Genomic DNA, 18777 nt, shown 5'->3' with positions numbered 1-18777 from the left:
CCCCGTGGGCAGACAGGTCCGAGCGGCTCGGCCGGGGCCGGCCCGCCTGACCGGCCTCGGCAAGCTCGTCGTCGCCGGCCTCGTCGGCGTGCTCGTGTTCGTCGGGGTCGGGGTGCTGGTCGACCGGGGCGTGGGGCCGCTGGTCCGCCCCAGCGGGTGCACGGCGCTCGTCGACGGGCACCGGGTGGAGGTCACGCAGGAGCAGGCGGAGAACGCCGCGCTGATCACCGGCATCTCCGTCCAGCGCGGGCTGCCGGCCCGCGCCGCGAGCATCGCGCTCGCGACGGCCTACCAGGAGTCCAAGCTGCTCAACATCGAGCACGGCGACCGCGACTCCATCGGCCTCTTCCAGCAGCGCCCCTCACAGGGGTGGGGCACGATCGAGCAGATCCTCGACCCGGTCTACTCGACCCACACGTTCTACGACGCGCTCGTGAAGATCGACGGCTACGAGTCGATGGAGATCACCGAGGCGGCCCAGGCCGTCCAGCGCTCCGCCTTCCCCGACGCGTACGCCGACCACGAGGCCGACGCCCGGGCGCTGGCCTCCGCCCTCACCGGCAACAGCCCGCGCGCCTTCTGGTGCGAGACGCCGGGCGACGCCGACGAGGCCAGCGACCGTCTCGACGGGTCGGGACTGGTGAGGCGGGCGGCGACCGTGCGCGCCGAGGTCGAGTCGGTCTTCGGCACGCTCTCGCTCGGTGGCTTCGAGCCGGGCGGCGTGACCACGGGTCACATGGAGGGCTCGGCGCACTACGAGGGTCGCGCGATCGACATCTTCGTGCGGCCCATCAGCCCCGAGAACAAGAAGCGCGGCTGGGCGATCGCGTCGTACCTGATGGCGCAGGCCGACCGCCTGTCCATCAACACGCTGATCTTCGACGACCGCATCTGGCACGCGGGCTCGCGCTCCGGCGACGGCTGGACCGACTACGACGTGCCGTCCTCCTCACGGGGGGACCAGAAGATCCTCGAGCACCGCGACCACGTGCACGTCGACGTGTCTGACTAGACCTCTGACCGGCCCCCTCCCCCCAATGGGGTAATCCACCTGCCGCGGTCGCGGTCGTCCACCGCGCGCCGACCTAGCCTCGGCGCATGCTGAGCTCGACGATCTACACCATCGGGACCGCCCTCACCCGTGCCCACGACGCCGACGTGTCCGTCGACGTGCTGGTCGACGGTCAGTGGATCCACGGCCTCGTCAGCGCGGTGGACGGGCACGGCGTCGTGCTCCAGTGCGACGACGGCGGGATCGCGATGCTGCGCGTCGAGAAGGTGGACGCGGTGCTCGTGCGGCAGGCCGGCCGCTTCCGTGGCGACGAGCCGGCCGAGCCCGGTTCCGCCGACGACGCGCACGTGATGCCGGCGGCGCCCGCCGACCGGGTCGACGACCTCCACGTGGTGCGTCCCCGCGGCTCCCTCGAGACCGGGCTCGTGCACCGGCACGGCTTCGCCGGCTGAGCCGATCCGCGGATCGGTCGACGCGCACCACCCGATGGGGCCACCGATTTCCGGCCGATCGGCGCCGGACCCGATCCGATGCCTCGCCTAGGGTGGAGGTGAGCCCGACGGTCCTGTCGGGCGCGCACACGCACGGGGGACCCGCACACATGGCACAGATCAGCTCGACCATCTACACCATCGGCACGGCGCTGCGGCGCGCGAAGGACGCCGACGTGGCGGTGGACGTCCTGCTGGCCGGCCAGTGGATCTCCGGCCAGGTCAACGCGATGGACGGCCACGGCATCGTCCTGCACGGCACCGACGACGCGCTCTCCATCATCCGGATGAGCAGCATCGACGCCGTGCGGGTGCGCAACGCCGCCGCCTTCGACGGCACGCCCCAGGTCGAGGCGCACCACGAGCCCGACCCGATGGCCGAGCGCGAGGCACACCCGATGCCCGCGGCCGCCGCGGACCGCTAGGCCATCGGTTCGACCCCGCTCGTCCCTCGCTGCTCAGCCAGCGGTCGAGAGCCGGCTGACGGCGGCGTCGATCCGCTCGTCGGTCGCCGTGAAGGCGACCCGCACGTGCCGGGCACCGGCCGGGCCGTAGAAGTCGCCGGGGGCGACCAGGATGCCGAGGTCGGCCAGGGCGCCGACCGTCGTCCAGCAGTCGTCCCCGCGGCTCGCCCAGAGGTAGAGCGATGCCTCGGAGTGGTCGATGGTGAACCCGACCGCCTCCAGTGCGGTGCGCAGCTTCGCCCGCCGTGCGGCGTACGCCGCGTGCTGGGCGGCGACGTGGTCGTCGTCCTCGAGGGCGGCGATCATCGCGCGCTGCTGGGGGCCGGGCATCTGCAGGCCGAGGTTCTTGCGTACGGCGAGGAGCTCGCCGACCAGGGTCGGGTCGCCGGCGACGAACGCACAGCGGTAGCCCGCGAGGTTGGAGCGCTTCGACAGGGAGTGGACGCTGAGGATGCCGTCGTGGGAGTCGCCGCAGACGTCGGGGTGGAGCACGCTGACCGGCTCCACGTCCCACGCGCACTCGAGGTAGCACTCGTCGGAGACCAGGATCGTGCCGCGCTCACGACACCACTCGACGACCTTGCGCAGGTGGGAGGGCGGCAGCACGCGACCGGTCGGGTTGGACGGCGAGTTGAGCCACAGCAGCCGCGGGGTCTCGGGTCCGAAGGCGGTCAGCGAGTCGGTCGCCATCGCCCGCGCACCCGCGAGGGCGGCACCGACCTCGTAGGTCGGGTAGGCCAGCTCGGGGTAGCCGATCAGGTCGCCGGGGCCGATGCCGAGGTGGACCGCCATCGAGCCGATCAGCTCCTTGGAGCCGATCACCGGCAGCACCGCGTCGAGTCCGAGGTCGACCACGCCGAAGCGCCGCGACAGCCAGTCGATCGCGGCCTGCCTCGTCTCCGGCAGGCCGATGGTGATCGGGTAGCCGGGCGAGTCTGCGGCCGCGCGCAGTGCCTCCTGGACGACCGCCGGGGTCGGGTCGACGGGGGTGCCGACCGAGAGGTCGACGATCCCGTCAGCGTGCGCGCGCGCCGTGGCGGCGTACGTCGTCAGCTTGTCCCAGGGAAAGTCCGGGAGCCGGGTCGAGACCCGGCCGGTCACTCGTCGTGCTCTTGGGGCGGGAGCGCGGCGACCAAGGGGTGGTCCTTGTCGATCTCACCCATCTTGGCGGCGCCACCGGGCGAGCCGAGATCGTCGAAGAAGCCCACGTTGGCGGTGTAGTACTCCTTCCACTCCTCCGGCGTGTCGTCCTCGTAGAAGATCGCCTCGACCGGGCAGACCGGCTCGCAGGCGCCGCAGTCGACGCACTCGTCGGGGTGGATGTAGAGCATGCGCTTGCCCTCGTAGATGCAGTCGACGGGGCACTCGTCGACGCACGCGCGGTCCTTGAGGTCGACGCACGGCTGGGCGATGACGTAGGTCACCGAATCCTCCTACTGGGGCAGGGACGCTGGCTCGATCAACCTTAGTATCCCTTGCATGTCGGACGCGCCGGAACCCCACTCCGTGGGCAGCCCGACGCAGCAGCACCGGCTCGGTCCGCACGTCGTCGGCCAGCGGATCGTGGTGCGCCACCTCCTGCCCGACGGCCGCGCCACCGACGTGCTCGGCACCTGCCTGTCGTGGGGGGCGGACAATCTGGTGGTCGACCGCGACGGCGCCGGTCCGGTGGCGATCAGGGTGGCCGACGTGGTCACCGGCAAGCCCGTGCCGCCTCGCGCCTCCGTGCGCGACCGGGTGTCGGCACGCGAGGCCGAGGGCCACGGTCTCGGCGTCTTCGAGGGGATGGAACGCGTCGACCTCGGCGACTGGGTGCTGCGCAGCTGCCCGGCGCGCCCGGGCGACCGACCGCGCAAGCGGGCCAACTCGGCGCTGGCGATGGGCGACGCCGGGGTCCCGCTGACGCTGGCGACCAACACGGTGCTGCGGTTCTACGAGGACCGCGGCCAGACGCCGATGGTGCAGGTGAAGGCCGCCTCCAGCTACGAGCGCTGGTTCAGGACCACGCTCGACTGGCGTCCGGTCCCCGGGGGCGACGCGCACTTCCAGGTCGCGCCGGTGTCCCGCGCGCTCCGGGCCGCGGGCCGCGGGGCGGACGACCTGGTGCTCACCGAGTCGGACACGGCCTGCGTGGTGGAGACCACCGACGGGTCGGCCCGTGGGGAGGCCTTCCTGGACGGCGACTGGCTCGGGCTGCACCACCTGGTCGTCGACCCCGCGCGCCGGCGACAGGGCCTCGGCACCGCGGTCGTCGCGGACCTGCTCGACTGGGGCGCCTCGCTCGGAGCGTCGACCGCGTGGCTGCACGTCGAGACGGGGAACGAGGCCGGCCTGGCGACGTACGCCCGGCTCGGGTTCGCCACGCACCACACCAACCGCTACCTCGCGCCGGCGTGATCCTCAGAACGGGAGGTCGGTCGTGTCGACCGGCACGACGAGCAGGCCGATGATCCGCTGGTCGGGGTCGAAGGCGACCCGGCCCCACCACTCCCCGACCTCGCACTCGATCGTGGTGTGACCGACGGCGCCACCCAGGGAGGGCTCGGACGGGTCGAGCACGGCACCCTCGAAGGACTCGAGCCCGGTGTCCCGGCACCGCGCGAGGTTGCCCGACTCGGCCACGACCTGGGACCAGGTGTCGAGCAGGAGGTCGGGGGTCAGGGCCTCGGCCGTCTGCTCGGTCATCAGCCCCCGGAGCGCGACGTGGTCGCCGGCGTCGAGCAGGGCGAAGGCGCGCTCGGTCAGGGCGGGCAGCGTGGTGAGGTCGGTCGGGGTCATGGTGTCTCCTGTGCGTGGATCGCGGGGCCGGCCGAAGCGCTTGAAGGCGGCCTGCCTGGTCATGTCGAGGGTGGCGCCGATGGCGGCCCACGAGGTGCCGCGGGAACGAGCCCTGTCGACCGCCGCCTGGAGGTCGGCACGCGCCGTCGCGAGCGCCCGGTGTGCCGTCGCGACCTCGGGGAGCCCGTCGTCGCTCACCCGGCCTCGCTCACCCGGCCTCGGGACCGGCGTCGCGCGAGCGGGACAGGTGCGTCACCGGCCACGAGACGGCCGCAGCCATGATGGCGGCCGCTCCCCACCAGGCGCCGTTGTCGCGGTCCCCGATCCACAGGAGCAGGGAGCCGAGGAGGAGGGTGACGACCGAGGCCGACGCGAAGGTCGTCCACGCGGGCCAGCCCACCGTCGCCCCCTCCTGCCCGTGGGTGCTGGCGAGCAGCATCACGAACAGGGCGAGGGTGAAGCCGGCCCCCATCACGTAGTGCGGCCAGCGCCCCCCGGAGATCAGGGCGATCGCGACGGTGAGGGCAACGGCCACCAGCAGGTGGGGCACGGGTCCTGGCATGCGACCAGCCTCGGCGACGCGGTGGGCCATGTCAACCGTTGGTTGACATCAGCGCTGGGTGAGGAGGCGCTCCGACGCCGCCATGACCCGGCTCCACAGGAGCCGCTGGAGCACGAGCACGACGGTCCCGGCCACGATCATCCCGGCCAGGTTGACGCCCAGCTGGGCCAGCGAGCCCGAGATCTCCGACGGCGTCCAGGTGCCGAGGGCGAGGGCGAGGTTGCCGGCCGCGGGGACGGTCGTCACCGAGATGAAGACGCCCACCATCGCGTTGGCCTTGCTCGTCGACAGGGCGAGCACGCCCGCGGCGCCGGCGATCAGGGCGACGATGAACGACCAGCGGTCGGGGTGCCAGATGAAGCCGGTCTGCGGGCGGGGACGCGACACCATCTCCGAGGTCACCAGCCCGGTCAGGTCGGCCACGAGCGCCAGCAGTGCGACCACCAGGATGCACGCGGCGAAGCCGACCACCAGCAGGCGCAGCGCCCGCAGCGACAGGCGCCAGCGCCCGAAGACCACGCCGGTGGCGACCGCGGCGACGGTGCCGAACTCCGGCCCCACCACCATCGCCCCGATGACCAGGACCGCGGAGTCGGTGATGACGGCGATGGCGGCGAGGAGGGTGGCCAGGGCGAGGAAGATGTAGAAGCTGACCGTCGGACGCGACGCGGCGTACGCCTGGTCGATGACGCTGTCCCAGATGACCGCGTCCTCGGGGTCTCCCGGTGCCGCCTCCTCCAACCGGCGTGCCGACGCGAACGGCCAGGCGGTGGGCGTGGACACGAGGATCCCGCCGGTCTCGCCCAGACCGGTCTCCTTGAGCCGGCCGATGACCTCGCCGGCCATCTCGCGCGCGACGTCGCACTCGACGAGGTCGCCGGCCGGGACGAGCGACACCGAACGCTGGCGGGTCACGTTGGTGGCGCAGTCGTGGTCGACCAGGAGCGCGGTCACCTCGTCACTCAGGTCGGACGGCACGTTGAGTCGCAGGTGGACGAGCATGGCGGTCAGTGTGACAGCGGAAACAGTTGTCGCTGCGGGGCCACCCGCGCCTACGCTGGTCCCGAGCACCGCGGAGCATGACAACCTCCCTGGTCCGGCCTCACCGCCGAGCCCAGAGCAGCGGCGCCCCGCGCGTCCGGCGTCACCGACGAGAGGCCGGGCGAGTCTGCCCGGCGAAGGTGTGGTGGCACCGCGACCTTGCCCCCGCCCACACCTCCAGGGCCCACGCCACCTGGAGGTAGTCATGCAACGCACGCTCTGTTCCGACCTGTCCCTGGCCACGGGTCCCGTCTCGCTCGAGGGGTGGGTGCACCGGCGACGCGAGCTCGCTCGTGTCACCTTCCTCGTCGTCCGCGACCGCAGCGGGCTCGCGCAGGTCGTGCTCCCGGCTGGCACGCCCGTGCCGCCGGAGGAGACCACGATTCGTGTCGTGGGTACGGCGATCGCCAACCCGCAGGCGCCGGGCGGCGTCGAGGTGGTCGACGCGACGATCGAGGCGCTGACCGAGCCCGCCGCCACTCCCCCCGCGGAGTTGTGGCGACCCACCCTCGACGTGTCGCTGCCGACGCTGCTCGACCACGCCCCCGTGCTGTGGCGTCACCCGGCGCAGCGCGCGACCTGGGAGCTGGCCGCGGCGTCGCTGCGCGGCTTCCGCGCCACCCTGGACGGGTCGGGCTTCACCGAGATCGCCACGCCCACGTTCGTCGAGTCGGCCACCGAGTCGGGATCGTCCGTCTTCGAGGTCGACTACTTCGGCCGGCCGGCCTACCTCGCCCAGAGCCCCCAGTTCTACAAGCAACAGATGGTCGGCGTCCTCGAGCGGGTCTACGAGGTCGGCCCGGTCTTCCGCGCCGAGCCGCACGACACCGTGCGGCACCTGGCGGAGTATCGCTCGCTCGACGTCGAGCTCGGCTTCGTCCGCGACCACCGCGACGTGCTCGCCGTGCTGCGCGACGTCCTCGCCGGGATGCTCTCCGCCGTCCACGAACACGCCGCGCCGGCCGTGGCCCGCCTCGGGGCCACGATCCCGGTGGTGCCCGAGGAGATCCCGGTGATCCACTTCGCCGACGCGCTGGCGCTCGTCGGAGCACCGGCCGACGAGCCCGACCTCGCCCCCGAGCACGAGCGCGCGCTCGGGGCGTGGGCGCTCGAGACCCACGGGTCGGACTTCCTCGCCGTCGAGGGCTACCCGATGGCGAAGCGGCCGTTCTACACGCACCCGTGGACAGGTCGTGGTCTCGAGGCTCGCTCCGCTCGCACCTCGACCGCCGACGGCGAGTGGTCGAACAGCTTCGACCTGCTCTTCCGCGGCCTCGAGCTCGTCACGGGCGGCCAGCGGCTGCACCGGCCGAGCGACTACGACGCCGCGATCCGCGCGCGCGGCGAGGACCCGGCCGACTACGCGGCGTACCTCCAGGCGTTCCGCCACGGCATGCCCCCGCACGGCGGCTTCGCGATCGGGCTCGAGCGGTGGGTGGCCCGGCTCGTCGAGGCGGCCAACATCCGCGAGGTCACGCTGTTCCCGCGCGACCTGCACCGCCTGACGCCGTAGCGCGCCCGCGTTTCTCGATATCCATGGGAGATCTCGGGTCTGGCGCCCTCGACGACCCCGGTTTCTCCCATGGATACCCGGCGGGACCTCGTCAGCCGACGTTGTCCTCGGCGTCGGGGTTGGTGCAGATCACCGTGTCGGAGGGGGTGTACGTCGTGTGGAAGTTCTCCTGCGGACGGGTCTCGGTGTTCGCCCCGACCGGTGAGAAGTTGCGCTTGACGTCGATGTCGAAGCCGCCGTAGCCGGTGTTGGCGTGGCACTGGAGGGTGTCGACCCTGCGGACCTTCGCCTCGGTGATGTTGTAGCGCTCCGACTCCGAGGTGGTGATGTCCCACCACTTGGTGGAGTACATCGAGACCGTGACGACGCCGCTGGAGGCGGAGGTGGCCGGGGTGACGCTGGCGCTGATCAGGACGCCGTACGGCGTGTCGTTCCTGAACCTCAGGTCCACCGCGCCCCACGCCACCGTCGCCTCGCGCCCGATCGGGTAGCGGTCGATGTAGAACGAGTGGGGCTTGTGCTCGACGTCCTCGAGGCCCGCGAAGAACATCGCGTTGAAGGTCGTCGTCGCCATCTGCGAGACGCCGCCGCCGAGGTCGGTGACGAGGATGCCGTCCTGGATGATGTAGCCCTCGGTGAAGCCGTTCTCGCGCGTGCGCTCGCCCACCGTGTCGTTGAGGCTGAAGGTCTCCCCCGGCTTGAGCACGGTGCCGTTGACCAGCTCGGCGGCGCGGCCGATGTTGATGTTGCGGTACTCCGCGTAGGGGTAGTAGGTCGTGAAGGTGGAGACCCGCTCCTTGATCTTGAGCGCCCGGGCGTCCTTGGTGGTGAAGTCGGGCTTGGCCACCTTGGCGTCGACGGTCAGCGAGCGCGAGCCGTCGGGCGCCGCGACGAGGGCGAGGAAGCCGGCGTCGATCTGCGACTGGTCGTAGGTCACGCCCGGCTTCGCGGGGATCACCTTCGGGGTGCCACCGACGAGGGCCACCGTCGCGTCGACCGGGGCGCCGTCGGCGACCACGTTGGCCGAGACGACCTCGGCGAGCTTGTCCGCGTCGAGCTGCGGCTCGAGGGCGCCGTCGACCGGCGCGAGGCTCAGGGCCGCGGTGAAGTCCTTGGGGTAGAGCTTGACCGAGGACTCGTCGAAGCTCAGGGTCACCGGCCCCGACACCGCGGGGTTGGCGAAGGAGTCGCGGGCCGCGGCGACGTCCGCCTCGTCGATGTCCGGCTGCTCCTGCACGAGGGCGAGGTCCGGCACCTCGGCGTCCTCGGCGAGGTAGGCGGCGACCAGCGCGTCGCGGGTCGACGCCGGGTCGAGGGCCTGGCCGATGCGCGGCCTCACCGTGGTGATCGAGCCGGCGTCGAAGCCGAGGGCGCCCTCGCGCGGGGCGGTGCCGTGCTGCTCGTCGAGGCCGGCCAGCGCCTGGGTGAACGCGGTCTCGTCGACGCTGACCTCGGCCTGGAGGTCCTCGCCGCCGGTGAAGTAGTTCCACAGCCGCACCGGGTCCCAGCTGCGCTCGCCGCCTGCCTCGGCCACGGACGCGTCGTAGTCGACGGCGATGCCCGCGGTGCTCGGGTCGACGCTGACCGGCTCGCCCTCGATGGTCACCTCGATCGGCCCGGAGACCCGCTCGGCGAGGCCCGCGCGGAGACGCTCGGCGGCCTCGGCCTGCGGGTGGCCGCCGATGGCGACGCCGGAGACGGTGGTGCCCCGCGGGACCTTGTCGGCGGCCGCGTAGTGCGCCGCGACGTACGCTCCGCCACCCAGCACCACCAGCGCGAGCAGCAACCACAGGACGGTGCGCCCGCCCGACCTCTCGGCGGGCTGGTGGTCGGCGCCGTCGGCCTGGTCATCGGTGCGCGGGAGGATCGACACGAGGCGATCCTAGGTTCCCTCGCGCGAAACCCCCGGATCCCCGGACCCGCCCGGACGGCGGGAGCCGCGGCCCGGCAGGGTGGCGAGGGCGAAGAGGAACACGAGGAACGAGCCGCCCAGCAGGGTGTAGCCGGCAGCGGTCGCCGGGACCAGGTAGTCACCCTCCGCGCGGGGCAGGACGACGTACCCGAGCGCGGCGAACCAGCCCAGGCCGAAGGAGAACCGCCACCCGCCGGCCGGCAGCGCGAGGCACGTCAGGCCGGCGCAGGCGAGCCCGAGGAGCAGGCCCCACCACCACGACTGGACGAGCGCGGCGGCCACCCCGCCGCCGAACCCGGCGACGAGCAGCACCAGCGCCACCACGACGCGCAGGAGGAGCGAGGACACTCAGAGGCCGGCGAAGAGGTCGGTCTCGAAGCCGTCCTCGCCGACCGGTCCGCGCGTGCCCTTCGCGAGGACGTAGAACTCCTCGCCCCAGAACGCGTGCCCCGACTCGGCCCCGGAGAAGAACGGCCCGTCGGGGTCGACCTGGGTGCGGTGCAGCTTGAGCGCCTCCATCTTGGTCTCGACGTAGTCGCGACCGTCGATGCGCGCGGAGATCAGCTCGTCGGGCGTGACGAAGGGACCCATCTCGCCGTCGGGATCCATGCCCTCGAACGTCTCGGTGTCGCCGGCCTCGCGCATCTGGCGGATGCTCTCGCGCATCCGCGCCTCGCTCATCGCGCACCAGTAGATCTTGTCGATGTCGTGCGGCTCACCGAGCCCGAGCTTGTACGTCGGGGCGGCGGCCAGCACCGCGGCGTACATCGCGACCCGGTGCGCCTGGATGTGGTCGGGGTGGCCGTAGCCGCCGAACTCGTTGTAGGTGACCAGCACCTGGGGGCGCAGCTCGCGGATCTCCGTGACCAGGGCGTCGGCGGCCTCGACCAGGTCGGCGTGCCAGAAGGCGCTGTCGGGGATCTCCTCGGCCGCGACGGCGTGGCCGTCGGGGTGCCAGGCCATGCCGGAGTCGTGGAAGCGGCCGAACCCGCCGAGCCAGCGCTGGTCGGTGACGCCGAGGCGGGCCATCGCGGCCGCGATCTCCTGGCGTCGGCGGTCCCCCAGCCCGCCCTCCTCCTCGTAGGCGAGGTGGGACAGATCGGGGACGAGGACCTCACCCATCTCGCCGGCGGTGCAGGTGACGACGGTGACGCCACGTCCCTCGGCGGCGTACTTCGCCATGGTCGCGCCGTTGTTGATGGTCTCGTCGTCGGGGTGCGCGTGCACGAAGAGGGCGCGCTGGTCGGCAGTCATGACACCAGCCTAGGGGCGGCCCGGCCGGTGCCCAGCGCGACGCCGACGACCGCCACCACGAGGCCGACGAGCTCGACCGGGCCGAGGGTCTCGCCGAGCACGACCCACGCCAGCACGGCGGTGACGGGCGGCGAGAGGAAGAACAGGCTGGAGCCCGCGCCGGCGCCACCGCGACGCACGAGGGCGCCCAGCAGGAGCAGCCCGACGATCGAGTTGACGATCGCCAGGAACAGCACGGCGATGCCGCCGCGCAGCGGGTCGCTGACGGCGTGCGTGCCCTCGAGGGTGAGGGCGAGTACGGCGAGGGGCGGGGCCGACACCGAGAACTGGATCGCCGCCGACCAGATCGGGTCGGGGCCGTGGCCGATCCAGCGCTGGCCGAGGGTGCCGAGGCTGAGGGTGATCGCGCTGAAGACGCCGAGCGCGATCCCGACCGGTCCGCCGGCCGCACTGACGTCGGGGCCGAGCACGATCAGCACGCCGGTGACCCCGATGACGAGCCCGAGGAGCTGGCGTCGCGACAGCGCCTCCTTGAGGAAGACCGCCGCCAGCGCAGCGGTCAGCACCGGCGTCAGCGCGTGCAGCATCGAGGCCAGGGTGGGGCCGAGGCCGGCGTCGAAGGCGAGGTACATCGCGCCGAACTGCACCGCGTTCATCACCAGGCCGGTGAGCGCGATCCGGCCGGCGGTGCCCCGATCGATCCGGAGCGGGCCTCGGAGCATGCGAGCGAGCACGAGCGCGAGCGCCGCCGCCACGACGAACCGGAGCGCGAGCAGCGTGAAGGGGGCGACGTGCTCCACGCCGTACGGACCGGAGATGTAGCCCGACGACCACACCAGCACGAACGCGGCGGCCGGGACGAGCGGGAGGGCGCCGACGGGGCGCGCCTGCACGTCAGTCAAGGGGCTTCTTGATCCGCTTCGGCGCCGTCGGGAGGACGAGGGGCGTGACGCTCGGCGCGTCCTCCTCGGCGTCCAGCCAGCCGTCGTGCTCGTCGACCATCAGCTCCAGCATGAAGTCGGGCGCGTCGGTGACCACGGCCCACGGGTGACCCTCGTCGTCGTCCTCGCCGGAGAGCCGCTCCCGCTCCGCCCTGGCTTCGAAGCCGTCGGCGGTGAGGCGCCGCACGACCTGCTGCGCGTCGTCCTCCTCGAAGAAGATCGCCCTCATGGGGCCATCCTCTCCCGCAGGTGCGGCAGGAAGGGCCGGTCGGGGTCGAGCCAGTCGACGTCGTCGAGGCCGGCAGCGCCGACCCAGCGGACGCGGTCGTGCTCGGTCGGGGTCGGCTCGCCCCCGGTCAGCACGGCGCACGCCACCCGCAGCTCGTGGGTGTCACCGATCGGGGCGGCGCCCGGCAGCCAGCCGGTGACCTCGATCCGGCAGCCGAGCTCCTCGGCGACCTCGCGCACCAGCGCTGCCTCCGGCGACTCCCCCGGCTCGACCTTCCCGCCGGGGAACTCCCAGCGCCCGGCGGTCTCGGCGGGGGCTGTGCGTCGCGCCGCGAGCACCGCTCCGTCGCGCAGGATCGCGGCCCCGACGACGAGCGTCCGCGGCGGCTGGGTCACGCCGACGAGTCTCGCAGGCACGCGCCAGCCGGGTCACAGGGGCGGCACAGGCACCGCCGGAAGTGTCGGGCTCACCGACCCCAGGAGGACCCATGTCACTGTCTCGCCGCATCACCAGCTCCGTCGCCGCAGCCGCGCTCGCCCTGCCGACGGTGGCGGTCGCCGTACCCGCCGCGGCCACGCCCCCCATCTCGTTCGTCGACCGGGGCTGGCCGGGCCAGTCGTCCGGCCAACCCTTCGGAGGGCAGTCGTACGGCGGGCAGTACGGCGCGACGTACGGCCGGACGGCCTCGATCGACGCCACCGACGCGACCACCGAGCAGTCGGTCGGCATCGTCCAGATCTCCACGGTCGTCGACTTCGACGCCGGCGAGGCGGCCGGGACCGGGATCGTGCTCGACGCCACCGCGGACGGCGGCGGCGCGCTCGTCGTCACCAACCACCACGTCGTCGAGGGCGCGACGAACATCGAGGTGACCGATCCGGTCACCGGCGAGACGGCAACGGCCGAGGTGCTCGGCTTCGACGCGGTCAAGGACGTCGCCGTCCTGCGCGTCGACTCGACCTCGCTCTCGGCAGTGGACACCGACACGGCGGGGGTCGACGTCGGCGACGCGGTCGTCGCGGTGGGTGACGCCGGCGGCGACGGCGGCAGCCTCACTGCCGCCGCGGGCACGGTCACCGCCCTGCGCCAGCGCATCGACGTCACCGAGGACGACGGGTCGGTCGCGACGCTGCGGCGACTGATCGAGGTCGACTCCGACATCATCCCGGGCGACTCGGGCGGGGCCCTGCTCGCGGCCGACGGTGACGTCGTCGGCATGAACGTCGCCGCGTCGAGCGGCTCGATCGGGATCGACGGCTACGTCATCCCGATGCGTCGTGTGCTGACGGTCGTGGACGCGGTGCTGGCAGGTGACGCCGGCGGCACGGTCACCCTCGGCTACTCCGCCTTCCTCGGCGTCGGGCTCTCCACGTCGGGGGGCGCCGCCACGATCGGCAACGTGGTCGCCGGCTCACCGGCCGCCGACGCCGGGCTCGCCGCCGGCGACACCGTCACCGCCCTGGACGGTACGGCGGTCACGTCGCCCGCCCGGCTCCGTCGCCTGGTCCGGCGGCACCAGCCGGGCGAGCAGGTCGACGTCACCTGGCGTGACACCGCCGGGACCAGCCACTCCGCGACGGTCGGGCTCGACCGGGCGCCGGTGGCGTAGCCCGGCGCCGGGCTACGTTGGGCGCATGGCCCCCGGCGACGACGAGACCGACGCGCCCGCCCCGGCGCCGTACGTCCAGGGCGTGCACCTCCAGCGCACCGACGAGAACGTCCGCGAGATTGCGGCCCTGGCCGCTGTCCTCGGTGAACCCGCCGGGTTGGGCGGGCTGCTCGACGACCTGAAGTACCAGGCGCGTCGCAGCCGGCTCCCCGCGCGGCTCCTGGGACGGGCCGTCAGCGAGGCCTACACGTGGGACGACTACGACCGTCGGGACCGGCTGTGGTTCCCACAGGGCATCTCCACCAGCGCGGACGCCAGCGACACCGAGGACATCCTGGGCCGCAAGGTGCTCGTCACGACGTGGTACTCCACCGGCATCGACGGTGTGAAGCGTGGCTCGCGGGTCACGTTCATCGACCTCGAGACGCTGACCTACCGTCACGTCCTGCTCGTCAACCCGGTCCTCGACAAGGACGGCAAGCTGCAGCTCCGCCCCATGAACATCCACGCCGGCGGCATCGTGTGGGCCGGTCCCTACCTGCACATCGCGGCCACCAGGCGCGGGTTCGTGACCGCCCGGGTCGACGACATCATGCGCGTCGCGGGCGACGACGACCATCCCGACGAGATCGGCTTCGACGGGCAGCGCGTGGCGTCGTACGGCCATCGCTACGTGCTCCCCGTGCGCTTCACCTACAAGGCGTTCACGGACGACGGGCACGTGCAGCTGCGCTACTCGTTCCTCTCGATCGACCGCCGCTCCGACCCGCCGGCGCTTCTCGCCGGCGAGTACAACCTCGGGCAGAAGACCCCCAACCGGCTCGCGCGCTACCAGCTCGACCCCGAGACCTGGCAGCTGCAGACCGGCGACGACGGCTTCTCCCGTCCGCTCGAGGTCGACGAGGGCGGCGTCGTGCAGATGCAGGGCGCGGTGCTGGCCGGCGGTCGCTACCACGTGACCGTCTCGCACGGCCCGTTCATGCCGGGCACGATCTACGCCGGCTCGAGTGGGCAGCTGAGGCCGACGCGCTTCGCGCTGCCGATGGGTCCGGAGGACCTGACCTACTGGCCCTCCACGGACCGGCTGTGGTCGCTCACCGAGCACCCGCGGCGGCGCTGGATCGTGTCGATGCGGCGCTCCGCCTTCGACTGATCAGCCGGCGACGGGGCGGGGTTGCCGCGCGAGCTGCCGACTCTGCGCGACGAGGCGGTCGGCGGAGTCCCAGACCTCGCAGTCCTCCTCGAACATCCCGCCGGCGAGGTTGCGGGTGCGGTGGCTGACGCGCAGCCATCCGGGCGCTGGCTTCGCCCGCACGTGCGCGGTGAGCTCGAGCGTCGGCGCCCAGCCGGGCATCCCGAGGTCGAACGTCACCGGCGGCAGCGCGTCGAGCACCATCAGCAGCTCGACCGGGTCGGGGTCGCGCTCGCCGTTGAGCCGGAACCACGCCTGCAGAGCGCCGTTGCCGTCGGGCTTGCCGACCGCCCAGCCGATGCAGCCGGGGTCGAAGAGCATCTCGAAGCGCTCCATCAGCCGCGCGACCCTGCGCACCTCGGGCGGCGCCATCGAGTTGGACACGCACTGCTCGCGCGGAGCGATCGGCGGCGGCGTCGCCGTGGTGCCGACGTCGTCGGGGAGGCGGTCGAGGTCGCCGTACGTCGCGAGCACGGTGATCCTCGCCTGCTCACCGTGGACGGGGTCGCCCTGCACCAGGTCGGCCGCGAGGGTGGCGACGCTGCCGCCGTCGCGGACCACCCGGATCGAGATCGTGGCCGGCCCGGGGACCGACGCGGAGAGGTAGTAGGCGCTGACCGCGATCGGGTCGGGCTTGCCGGGGACCACCTGCCCGAGGGCGTTGCCGACCGTGGCGAGCAGGTAGCCGCCGTTGACGCCGCCGCCGACGACCCAGCCGTCGCTCAGGTCGGCCGTGAAGTCGCCGTCCCCGCTCGGCGTCACGGCGATGTGGTCGTCCCACTCAGAGCGGGCCCCGGACGCAGTCATGGCGCGAGCCTAGGTGCGGGTCACTCCCACGGGACGTCGAGGTCCATCACGTCGGCGATGGAGTCGATCACGACCGTCGGGCGGTAGGGGAAGCGGCCGACGTGGTCGCGCTGCGTCGACCCGGTGAGCACCAGGATGGTGCGCAGCCCGGCCTCGAGCCCGCTGACGATGTCGGTGTCCATCCGGTCGCCCACCATCACCGTGGTCTCGGAGTGCGCCTCGAGCTGGTTGAGGGCGCTGCGCATCATCAGCGGGTTGGGCTTGCCGATGTAGTAGGGCTGGCGGCCGGTCGCGGTGGTGATCAGGGCGGCGACGGACCCGGTCGCGGGCAGCGTGCCCTGCGGGCTGGGACCGCTCGGGTCGGGGTTGGTGGCCAGGAAGCGGGCGCCGCCCTCGATCAGCCGGATCGCCTTGGTGATCGCCTCGAAGGAGTAGGTGCGGGTCTCACCGAGCACGACGTAGTCGGGGTCGCGGTCGGTCATCACGTAGCCGATGTCGTGCAGCGCGGTGACCATCCCCGCCTCGCCGACGACGTAGGCCGTGCCGTGCGGCCGCTGGTCCTCGAGGAACTGGGCGGTGGCCAGCGCGGAGGTCCAGATCGACTGCTCCGGCACGTCGATGCCGCTGCCGAGCAGCCGGGCCCGGAGGTCGCGCGGGGTGAAGATCGAGTTGTTGGTGAGCACGAGGAACGACAGGCCGGACGCCTTGAGCGCCTCGATGAAGTCGCTCGCCCCCGGGATCGGCGTCTCCTCGTGCACGAGCACGCCGTCCATGTCGATGAGCCAGGTCTCGATCGGTCGTGGCGAGGTCATGGGACCAGTGTGACGGACGCGGGGCTCAGGCGAGCGTGGCCAGCCCCGCGAGCAGGCGGTCCACGTCGTCCTCGCTGGTGTAGGCCGACAGCCCGACGCGCACTCCCCCGGTCGACGGGAGGCCGGCGTGCCGGGCGGCCTCCAGCGCGTAGAACGACCCGGTCGTCACGACCACGCCGACGTCGGCGAGGTGGCGCTGCACGTCGGCGGGGGCGACGCCGTCGACGGTGAGGAGCACGGTCGGCGTACGGCGCGCAGGCCGGCCGTGCACCGTGACGGCGGGCAGCTCCTCAAGGCCCGCCAGGAGGCGGGTGACCAGAGCGGCCTCGTGCTCCTCGATGCCGGCCGCGCCGCCCGGGAACGACTCGACGAACCCGACGGCCGCACTCACGCCGGCGAGCAGCTCGTAGGGCAGCGTCCCGAGCTCGAAGCGCTCGGGCACCACGTCGGTCGAGGGCAGCAGCTTGTCGGGGTGCAGCGTCTCCAGCAGGGCGGGTGCTGCGGCGAGCGCGCCGAGGTGGGGCCCGAAGAACTTGTAGGTCGAGCAGGCCAGGAAGTCGGCGCCCAGCTCGCCGAGGTCGACCGGCGCGTGCGGGACGAGGTGCACGGCGTCGACGAAGACCAGCGCCCCGACCTCGTGGGCGGCCCGCACCACGGCGGGGACGTCGGGGCGGGTGCCGAAGAGGTTGGAGCCGGCCGTCAGCGCCACCAGCCGCGTCCGCTCGCCCAGGAGCGGAGCGATGTCGTCGAGCTCGGCCGTGTCGGGGTCGAACCCGAGCCACCGGACGGTTGCACCCACACGCTCAGCCGCGGTCACCCACGGACGGATGTTGGCGTCGTGGTCGAGGCGCGTGACGACGACCTCGTCGCCGGGCCCCCAGCCGGCGGCCAGCGTGCGGGCGAGGTCGAAGGTCAGCGCCGTCATCGAGCGGCCGAAGACGATGCCGCCCGGGTCGGCGCCGATCAGCCGGGCCAGGTCGGCCCGGGCACCGGACGTGATCGACTCCGCCAGCCGGTCCGGCTCCGAGACGGTGCCGCGCTGGCACATGCCCGCCGACATGGCCGCCGACACCGCGGCGATCACCACGGACGGCACGAGCGAGCCGCCGGGTCCGTCGAAGCGGGCCAGCCCGCTCTCGAGGGCGGGGAAGGATCGTCGTACGGCCGAGATGTCCATGGCGGACATGCTCGCAGGCGTCGGGCGCCGCTCAGCCGGTGGCCCGACGCCCGACGATGACCGCGCGCAGCCGCTCGGCGGCCGGTGGCAACCGGCGGTCCGTGCGCCAGGTCAGCCCGATCGTGCGGCGCGCGCCGGGCGAGCCCTGGATCTGGAGGCCGCGCGTGCCCGAGGGCCCGACCATCGCCTCCGGCACGATCGCCACCCCCAGGCCCGCGGCGACCAGGCCCTCGATGGTCGCGAGGTCCTGGCTCTCGAAGGAGATGTCGAGCGCCACCCCGGCGTCGCGCAGCAGCCCGTCGACGAGCGTGCGGAAGCCGTAGCCCGGCGGCGTCGTCACCAGCTCCTCCCCCGCGAGGTCCTCCAGCCGCACCCGGGTGCGCCCGGCGAGCCGGTGCGAGGGCGGTACGGCGACGACGAGCCGCTCCTCCTGCAGCACGTGCCACCCGTGCCCGGCCGGCCTGGTGGACGTGATCGCCAGGTCGACGGCGCCCCGGGCGAGGTCGGCCTCGAGCTCGTGACCCGGCTCCTGGCTGAGGAGCACGCGCACCCGCGGCGCCGCGGCGTGGAAGTCCCGCAGCAGCCTCGGCACCAACGAGGTGGCCATCGAGTCGAGGAACGCGAGCCGCGCGACACCGGACTCCGGGTCGAGCTCGCCGCGGACGTCGGCCAGCAGCTGGTCGTGGCGGGCGACGACCTCGCGCGCGCCGCGGGCGACGATCCGACCGACCGGGGTCAGGTGGACGCCGTCGGAGGCCCGCTCGAAGAGCTGTGCGTCCAGCTCCTGCTCGACCCGCGCCAGAGCGCGCGACAGGGTGGGCTGGGAGATCCCGAGGATCGCGGCCGTGTCGGTCACGTGCTCGTGGTCGGCCACCGCGAGGAGCCACTCGAGGTCCCTGATCTGCACTCCCGACATCATACGCCCCACGCATGGCCCAGCGCCGTTCACGACATTGGACGCATGACGCGACAGCGCCCATGAT

22 protein-coding genes are annotated in these 18777 nt (G+C 73.0%); 7 read left to right on the top strand and 15 right to left on the bottom strand.

The window, feature by feature from the left end:
* The first annotated feature begins 4 nt into the window (after window positions 1-4).
* The 3 genes from C7S10_RS23090 (at window position 5) to C7S10_RS18750 (ending at window position 1928) form a co-directional block, all read left to right on the top strand.
* Window positions 5-1012, top strand: coding sequence for a VldE C-terminal domain-containing protein (locus C7S10_RS23090; RefSeq protein WP_423802724.1), 1008 nt, complete (start codon window positions 5-7; stop codon window positions 1010-1012).
* A gap of 86 nt (window positions 1013-1098) precedes the next feature.
* On the top strand, window positions 1099-1464 hold the full coding sequence (locus C7S10_RS18755; protein WP_108345990.1) for a hypothetical protein: 366 nt from the start codon (window positions 1099-1101) through the stop codon (window positions 1462-1464).
* Window positions 1465-1613: 149 nt separating this feature from the next.
* Window positions 1614-1928, top strand: a complete 315-nt coding sequence (locus C7S10_RS18750; protein ID WP_108345989.1) for a hypothetical protein — start codon at window positions 1614-1616, stop codon at window positions 1926-1928.
* 33 nt (window positions 1929-1961) lie between these two features.
* Here the strand turns inward: C7S10_RS18750 and dapC are convergent, their stop codons facing one another.
* Both dapC and fdxA read right to left on the bottom strand, forming a co-directional pair.
* A complete protein-coding gene (gene dapC / locus C7S10_RS18745; RefSeq protein ID WP_108345988.1) occupies window positions 1962-3068 on the bottom strand; it encodes a succinyldiaminopimelate transaminase in 1107 nt (368 codons plus the stop codon).
* Entirely contained in the window at window positions 3065-3391 is a 327-nt protein-coding gene (fdxA, locus tag C7S10_RS18740) for a ferredoxin (RefSeq protein WP_108345987.1), read from the bottom strand. The genes dapC and fdxA overlap by 4 nt, the downstream gene beginning before the upstream one ends.
* A gap of 55 nt (window positions 3392-3446) precedes the next feature.
* Between fdxA and C7S10_RS18735 the strand changes: the two genes are divergently transcribed.
* Window positions 3447-4364 (top strand): GNAT family N-acetyltransferase, encoded by a 918-nt coding sequence (locus C7S10_RS18735; protein WP_108345986.1) that lies wholly within the window; start codon window positions 3447-3449, stop codon window positions 4362-4364.
* Between the two features lie 3 nt (window positions 4365-4367).
* Here the strand turns inward: C7S10_RS18735 and C7S10_RS18730 are convergent, their stop codons facing one another.
* From C7S10_RS18730 to C7S10_RS18720, 3 genes are read right to left on the bottom strand one after another with little or no spacing between them, the layout of a single operon-like run.
* The gene (locus C7S10_RS18730; RefSeq protein ID WP_108345985.1) at window positions 4368-4943 is read right to left on the bottom strand and encodes a hypothetical protein; all 576 of its coding nucleotides are present in this window, start codon (window positions 4941-4943) and stop codon (window positions 4368-4370) included.
* A gap of 10 nt (window positions 4944-4953) precedes the next feature.
* Window positions 4954-5307 carry a hypothetical protein gene (locus C7S10_RS18725; RefSeq protein ID WP_133176556.1) on the bottom strand — a complete coding sequence of 118 codons (354 nt, stop codon included), beginning with the start codon at window positions 5305-5307 and terminating at the stop codon, window positions 4954-4956.
* A 48-nt stretch (window positions 5308-5355) separates the two neighbouring features.
* The gene (locus C7S10_RS18720) at window positions 5356-6309 is read right to left on the bottom strand and encodes a DUF389 domain-containing protein (protein WP_108345983.1); all 954 of its coding nucleotides are present in this window, start codon (window positions 6307-6309) and stop codon (window positions 5356-5358) included.
* Window positions 6310-6553: 244 nt separating this feature from the next.
* Here C7S10_RS18720 and aspS point away from each other — a divergent pair, with 244 nt between their 5' ends.
* Window positions 6554-7861, top strand: a complete 1308-nt coding sequence (gene aspS / locus C7S10_RS18715) for an aspartate--tRNA(Asn) ligase (RefSeq protein WP_108345982.1) — start codon at window positions 6554-6556, stop codon at window positions 7859-7861.
* 91 nt (window positions 7862-7952) lie between these two features.
* On the opposite strand, the gene C7S10_RS18710 is transcribed toward aspS, so the two are convergent.
* Genes C7S10_RS18710 through C7S10_RS18685 form a run of 6 tightly spaced genes read right to left on the bottom strand, consistent with a single transcriptional unit; the run spans window position 7953 to window position 12592 of the window.
* Entirely contained in the window at window positions 7953-9734 is a 1782-nt protein-coding gene (locus C7S10_RS18710) for a VanW family protein (protein ID WP_108345981.1), read from the bottom strand.
* Between the two features lie 9 nt (window positions 9735-9743).
* Complete coding sequence (locus C7S10_RS18705; RefSeq protein WP_108345980.1) at window positions 9744-10121, bottom strand: hypothetical protein; 378 nt, start codon at window positions 10119-10121, stop codon at window positions 9744-9746.
* A complete protein-coding gene (gene mshB / locus C7S10_RS18700) occupies window positions 10122-11027 on the bottom strand; it encodes an N-acetyl-1-D-myo-inositol-2-amino-2-deoxy-alpha-D-glucopyranoside deacetylase (RefSeq protein ID WP_108345979.1) in 906 nt (301 codons plus the stop codon).
* The gene (locus tag C7S10_RS18695; protein WP_243395483.1) at window positions 11024-11920 is read right to left on the bottom strand and encodes a DMT family transporter; all 897 of its coding nucleotides are present in this window, start codon (window positions 11918-11920) and stop codon (window positions 11024-11026) included. Before C7S10_RS18695 ends, mshB begins: the two co-directional genes overlap by 4 nt.
* Window position 11921: 1 nt before the next feature.
* Window positions 11922-12197 (bottom strand): hypothetical protein, encoded by a 276-nt coding sequence (locus tag C7S10_RS18690; protein WP_108345977.1) that lies wholly within the window; start codon window positions 12195-12197, stop codon window positions 11922-11924.
* Window positions 12194-12592, bottom strand: a complete 399-nt coding sequence (locus C7S10_RS18685; RefSeq protein WP_108345976.1) for a (deoxy)nucleoside triphosphate pyrophosphohydrolase — start codon at window positions 12590-12592, stop codon at window positions 12194-12196. Before C7S10_RS18685 ends, C7S10_RS18690 begins: the two co-directional genes overlap by 4 nt.
* Before the next feature lie 92 nt (window positions 12593-12684).
* Here C7S10_RS18685 and C7S10_RS18680 point away from each other — a divergent pair, with 92 nt between their 5' ends.
* Together C7S10_RS18680 and C7S10_RS18675 are read left to right on the top strand one after the other, a co-directional pair.
* Window positions 12685-13806: a S1C family serine protease gene (locus C7S10_RS18680; RefSeq protein ID WP_108345975.1), complete on the top strand. Its 1122-nt coding sequence runs from the start codon at window positions 12685-12687 to the stop codon at window positions 13804-13806.
* Between the two features lie 25 nt (window positions 13807-13831).
* A complete protein-coding gene (locus C7S10_RS18675; RefSeq protein WP_108345974.1) occupies window positions 13832-14959 on the top strand; it encodes a hypothetical protein in 1128 nt (375 codons plus the stop codon).
* On the opposite strand, the gene C7S10_RS18670 is transcribed toward C7S10_RS18675, so the two are convergent.
* The 4 genes from C7S10_RS18670 to C7S10_RS18655 are packed head-to-tail and all read right to left on the bottom strand — an operon-like array spanning window position 14960 to window position 18701.
* A complete protein-coding gene (locus C7S10_RS18670) occupies window positions 14960-15805 on the bottom strand; it encodes a thioesterase family protein (protein ID WP_108345973.1) in 846 nt (281 codons plus the stop codon). It abuts the gene before it with no gap.
* Between the two features lie 20 nt (window positions 15806-15825).
* Window positions 15826-16617 carry an HAD-IIA family hydrolase gene (locus tag C7S10_RS18665; RefSeq protein ID WP_108345972.1) on the bottom strand — a complete coding sequence of 264 codons (792 nt, stop codon included), beginning with the start codon at window positions 16615-16617 and terminating at the stop codon, window positions 15826-15828.
* Between the two features lie 25 nt (window positions 16618-16642).
* Complete coding sequence (locus tag C7S10_RS18660) at window positions 16643-17794, bottom strand: cysteine desulfurase-like protein (RefSeq protein WP_243395470.1); 1152 nt, start codon at window positions 17792-17794, stop codon at window positions 16643-16645.
* A gap of 31 nt (window positions 17795-17825) precedes the next feature.
* The gene (locus C7S10_RS18655; RefSeq protein ID WP_108346112.1) at window positions 17826-18701 is read right to left on the bottom strand and encodes a LysR family transcriptional regulator; all 876 of its coding nucleotides are present in this window, start codon (window positions 18699-18701) and stop codon (window positions 17826-17828) included.
* Between the last annotated feature and the right edge of the window lie 76 nt (window positions 18702-18777).

This window comes from Nocardioides currus (genome assembly GCF_003057875.1).
Taxonomy (GTDB): domain Bacteria; phylum Actinomycetota; class Actinomycetes; order Propionibacteriales; family Nocardioidaceae; genus Nocardioides; species Nocardioides currus.
This window is presented reverse-complemented; position numbering and strand designations above follow the sequence as displayed.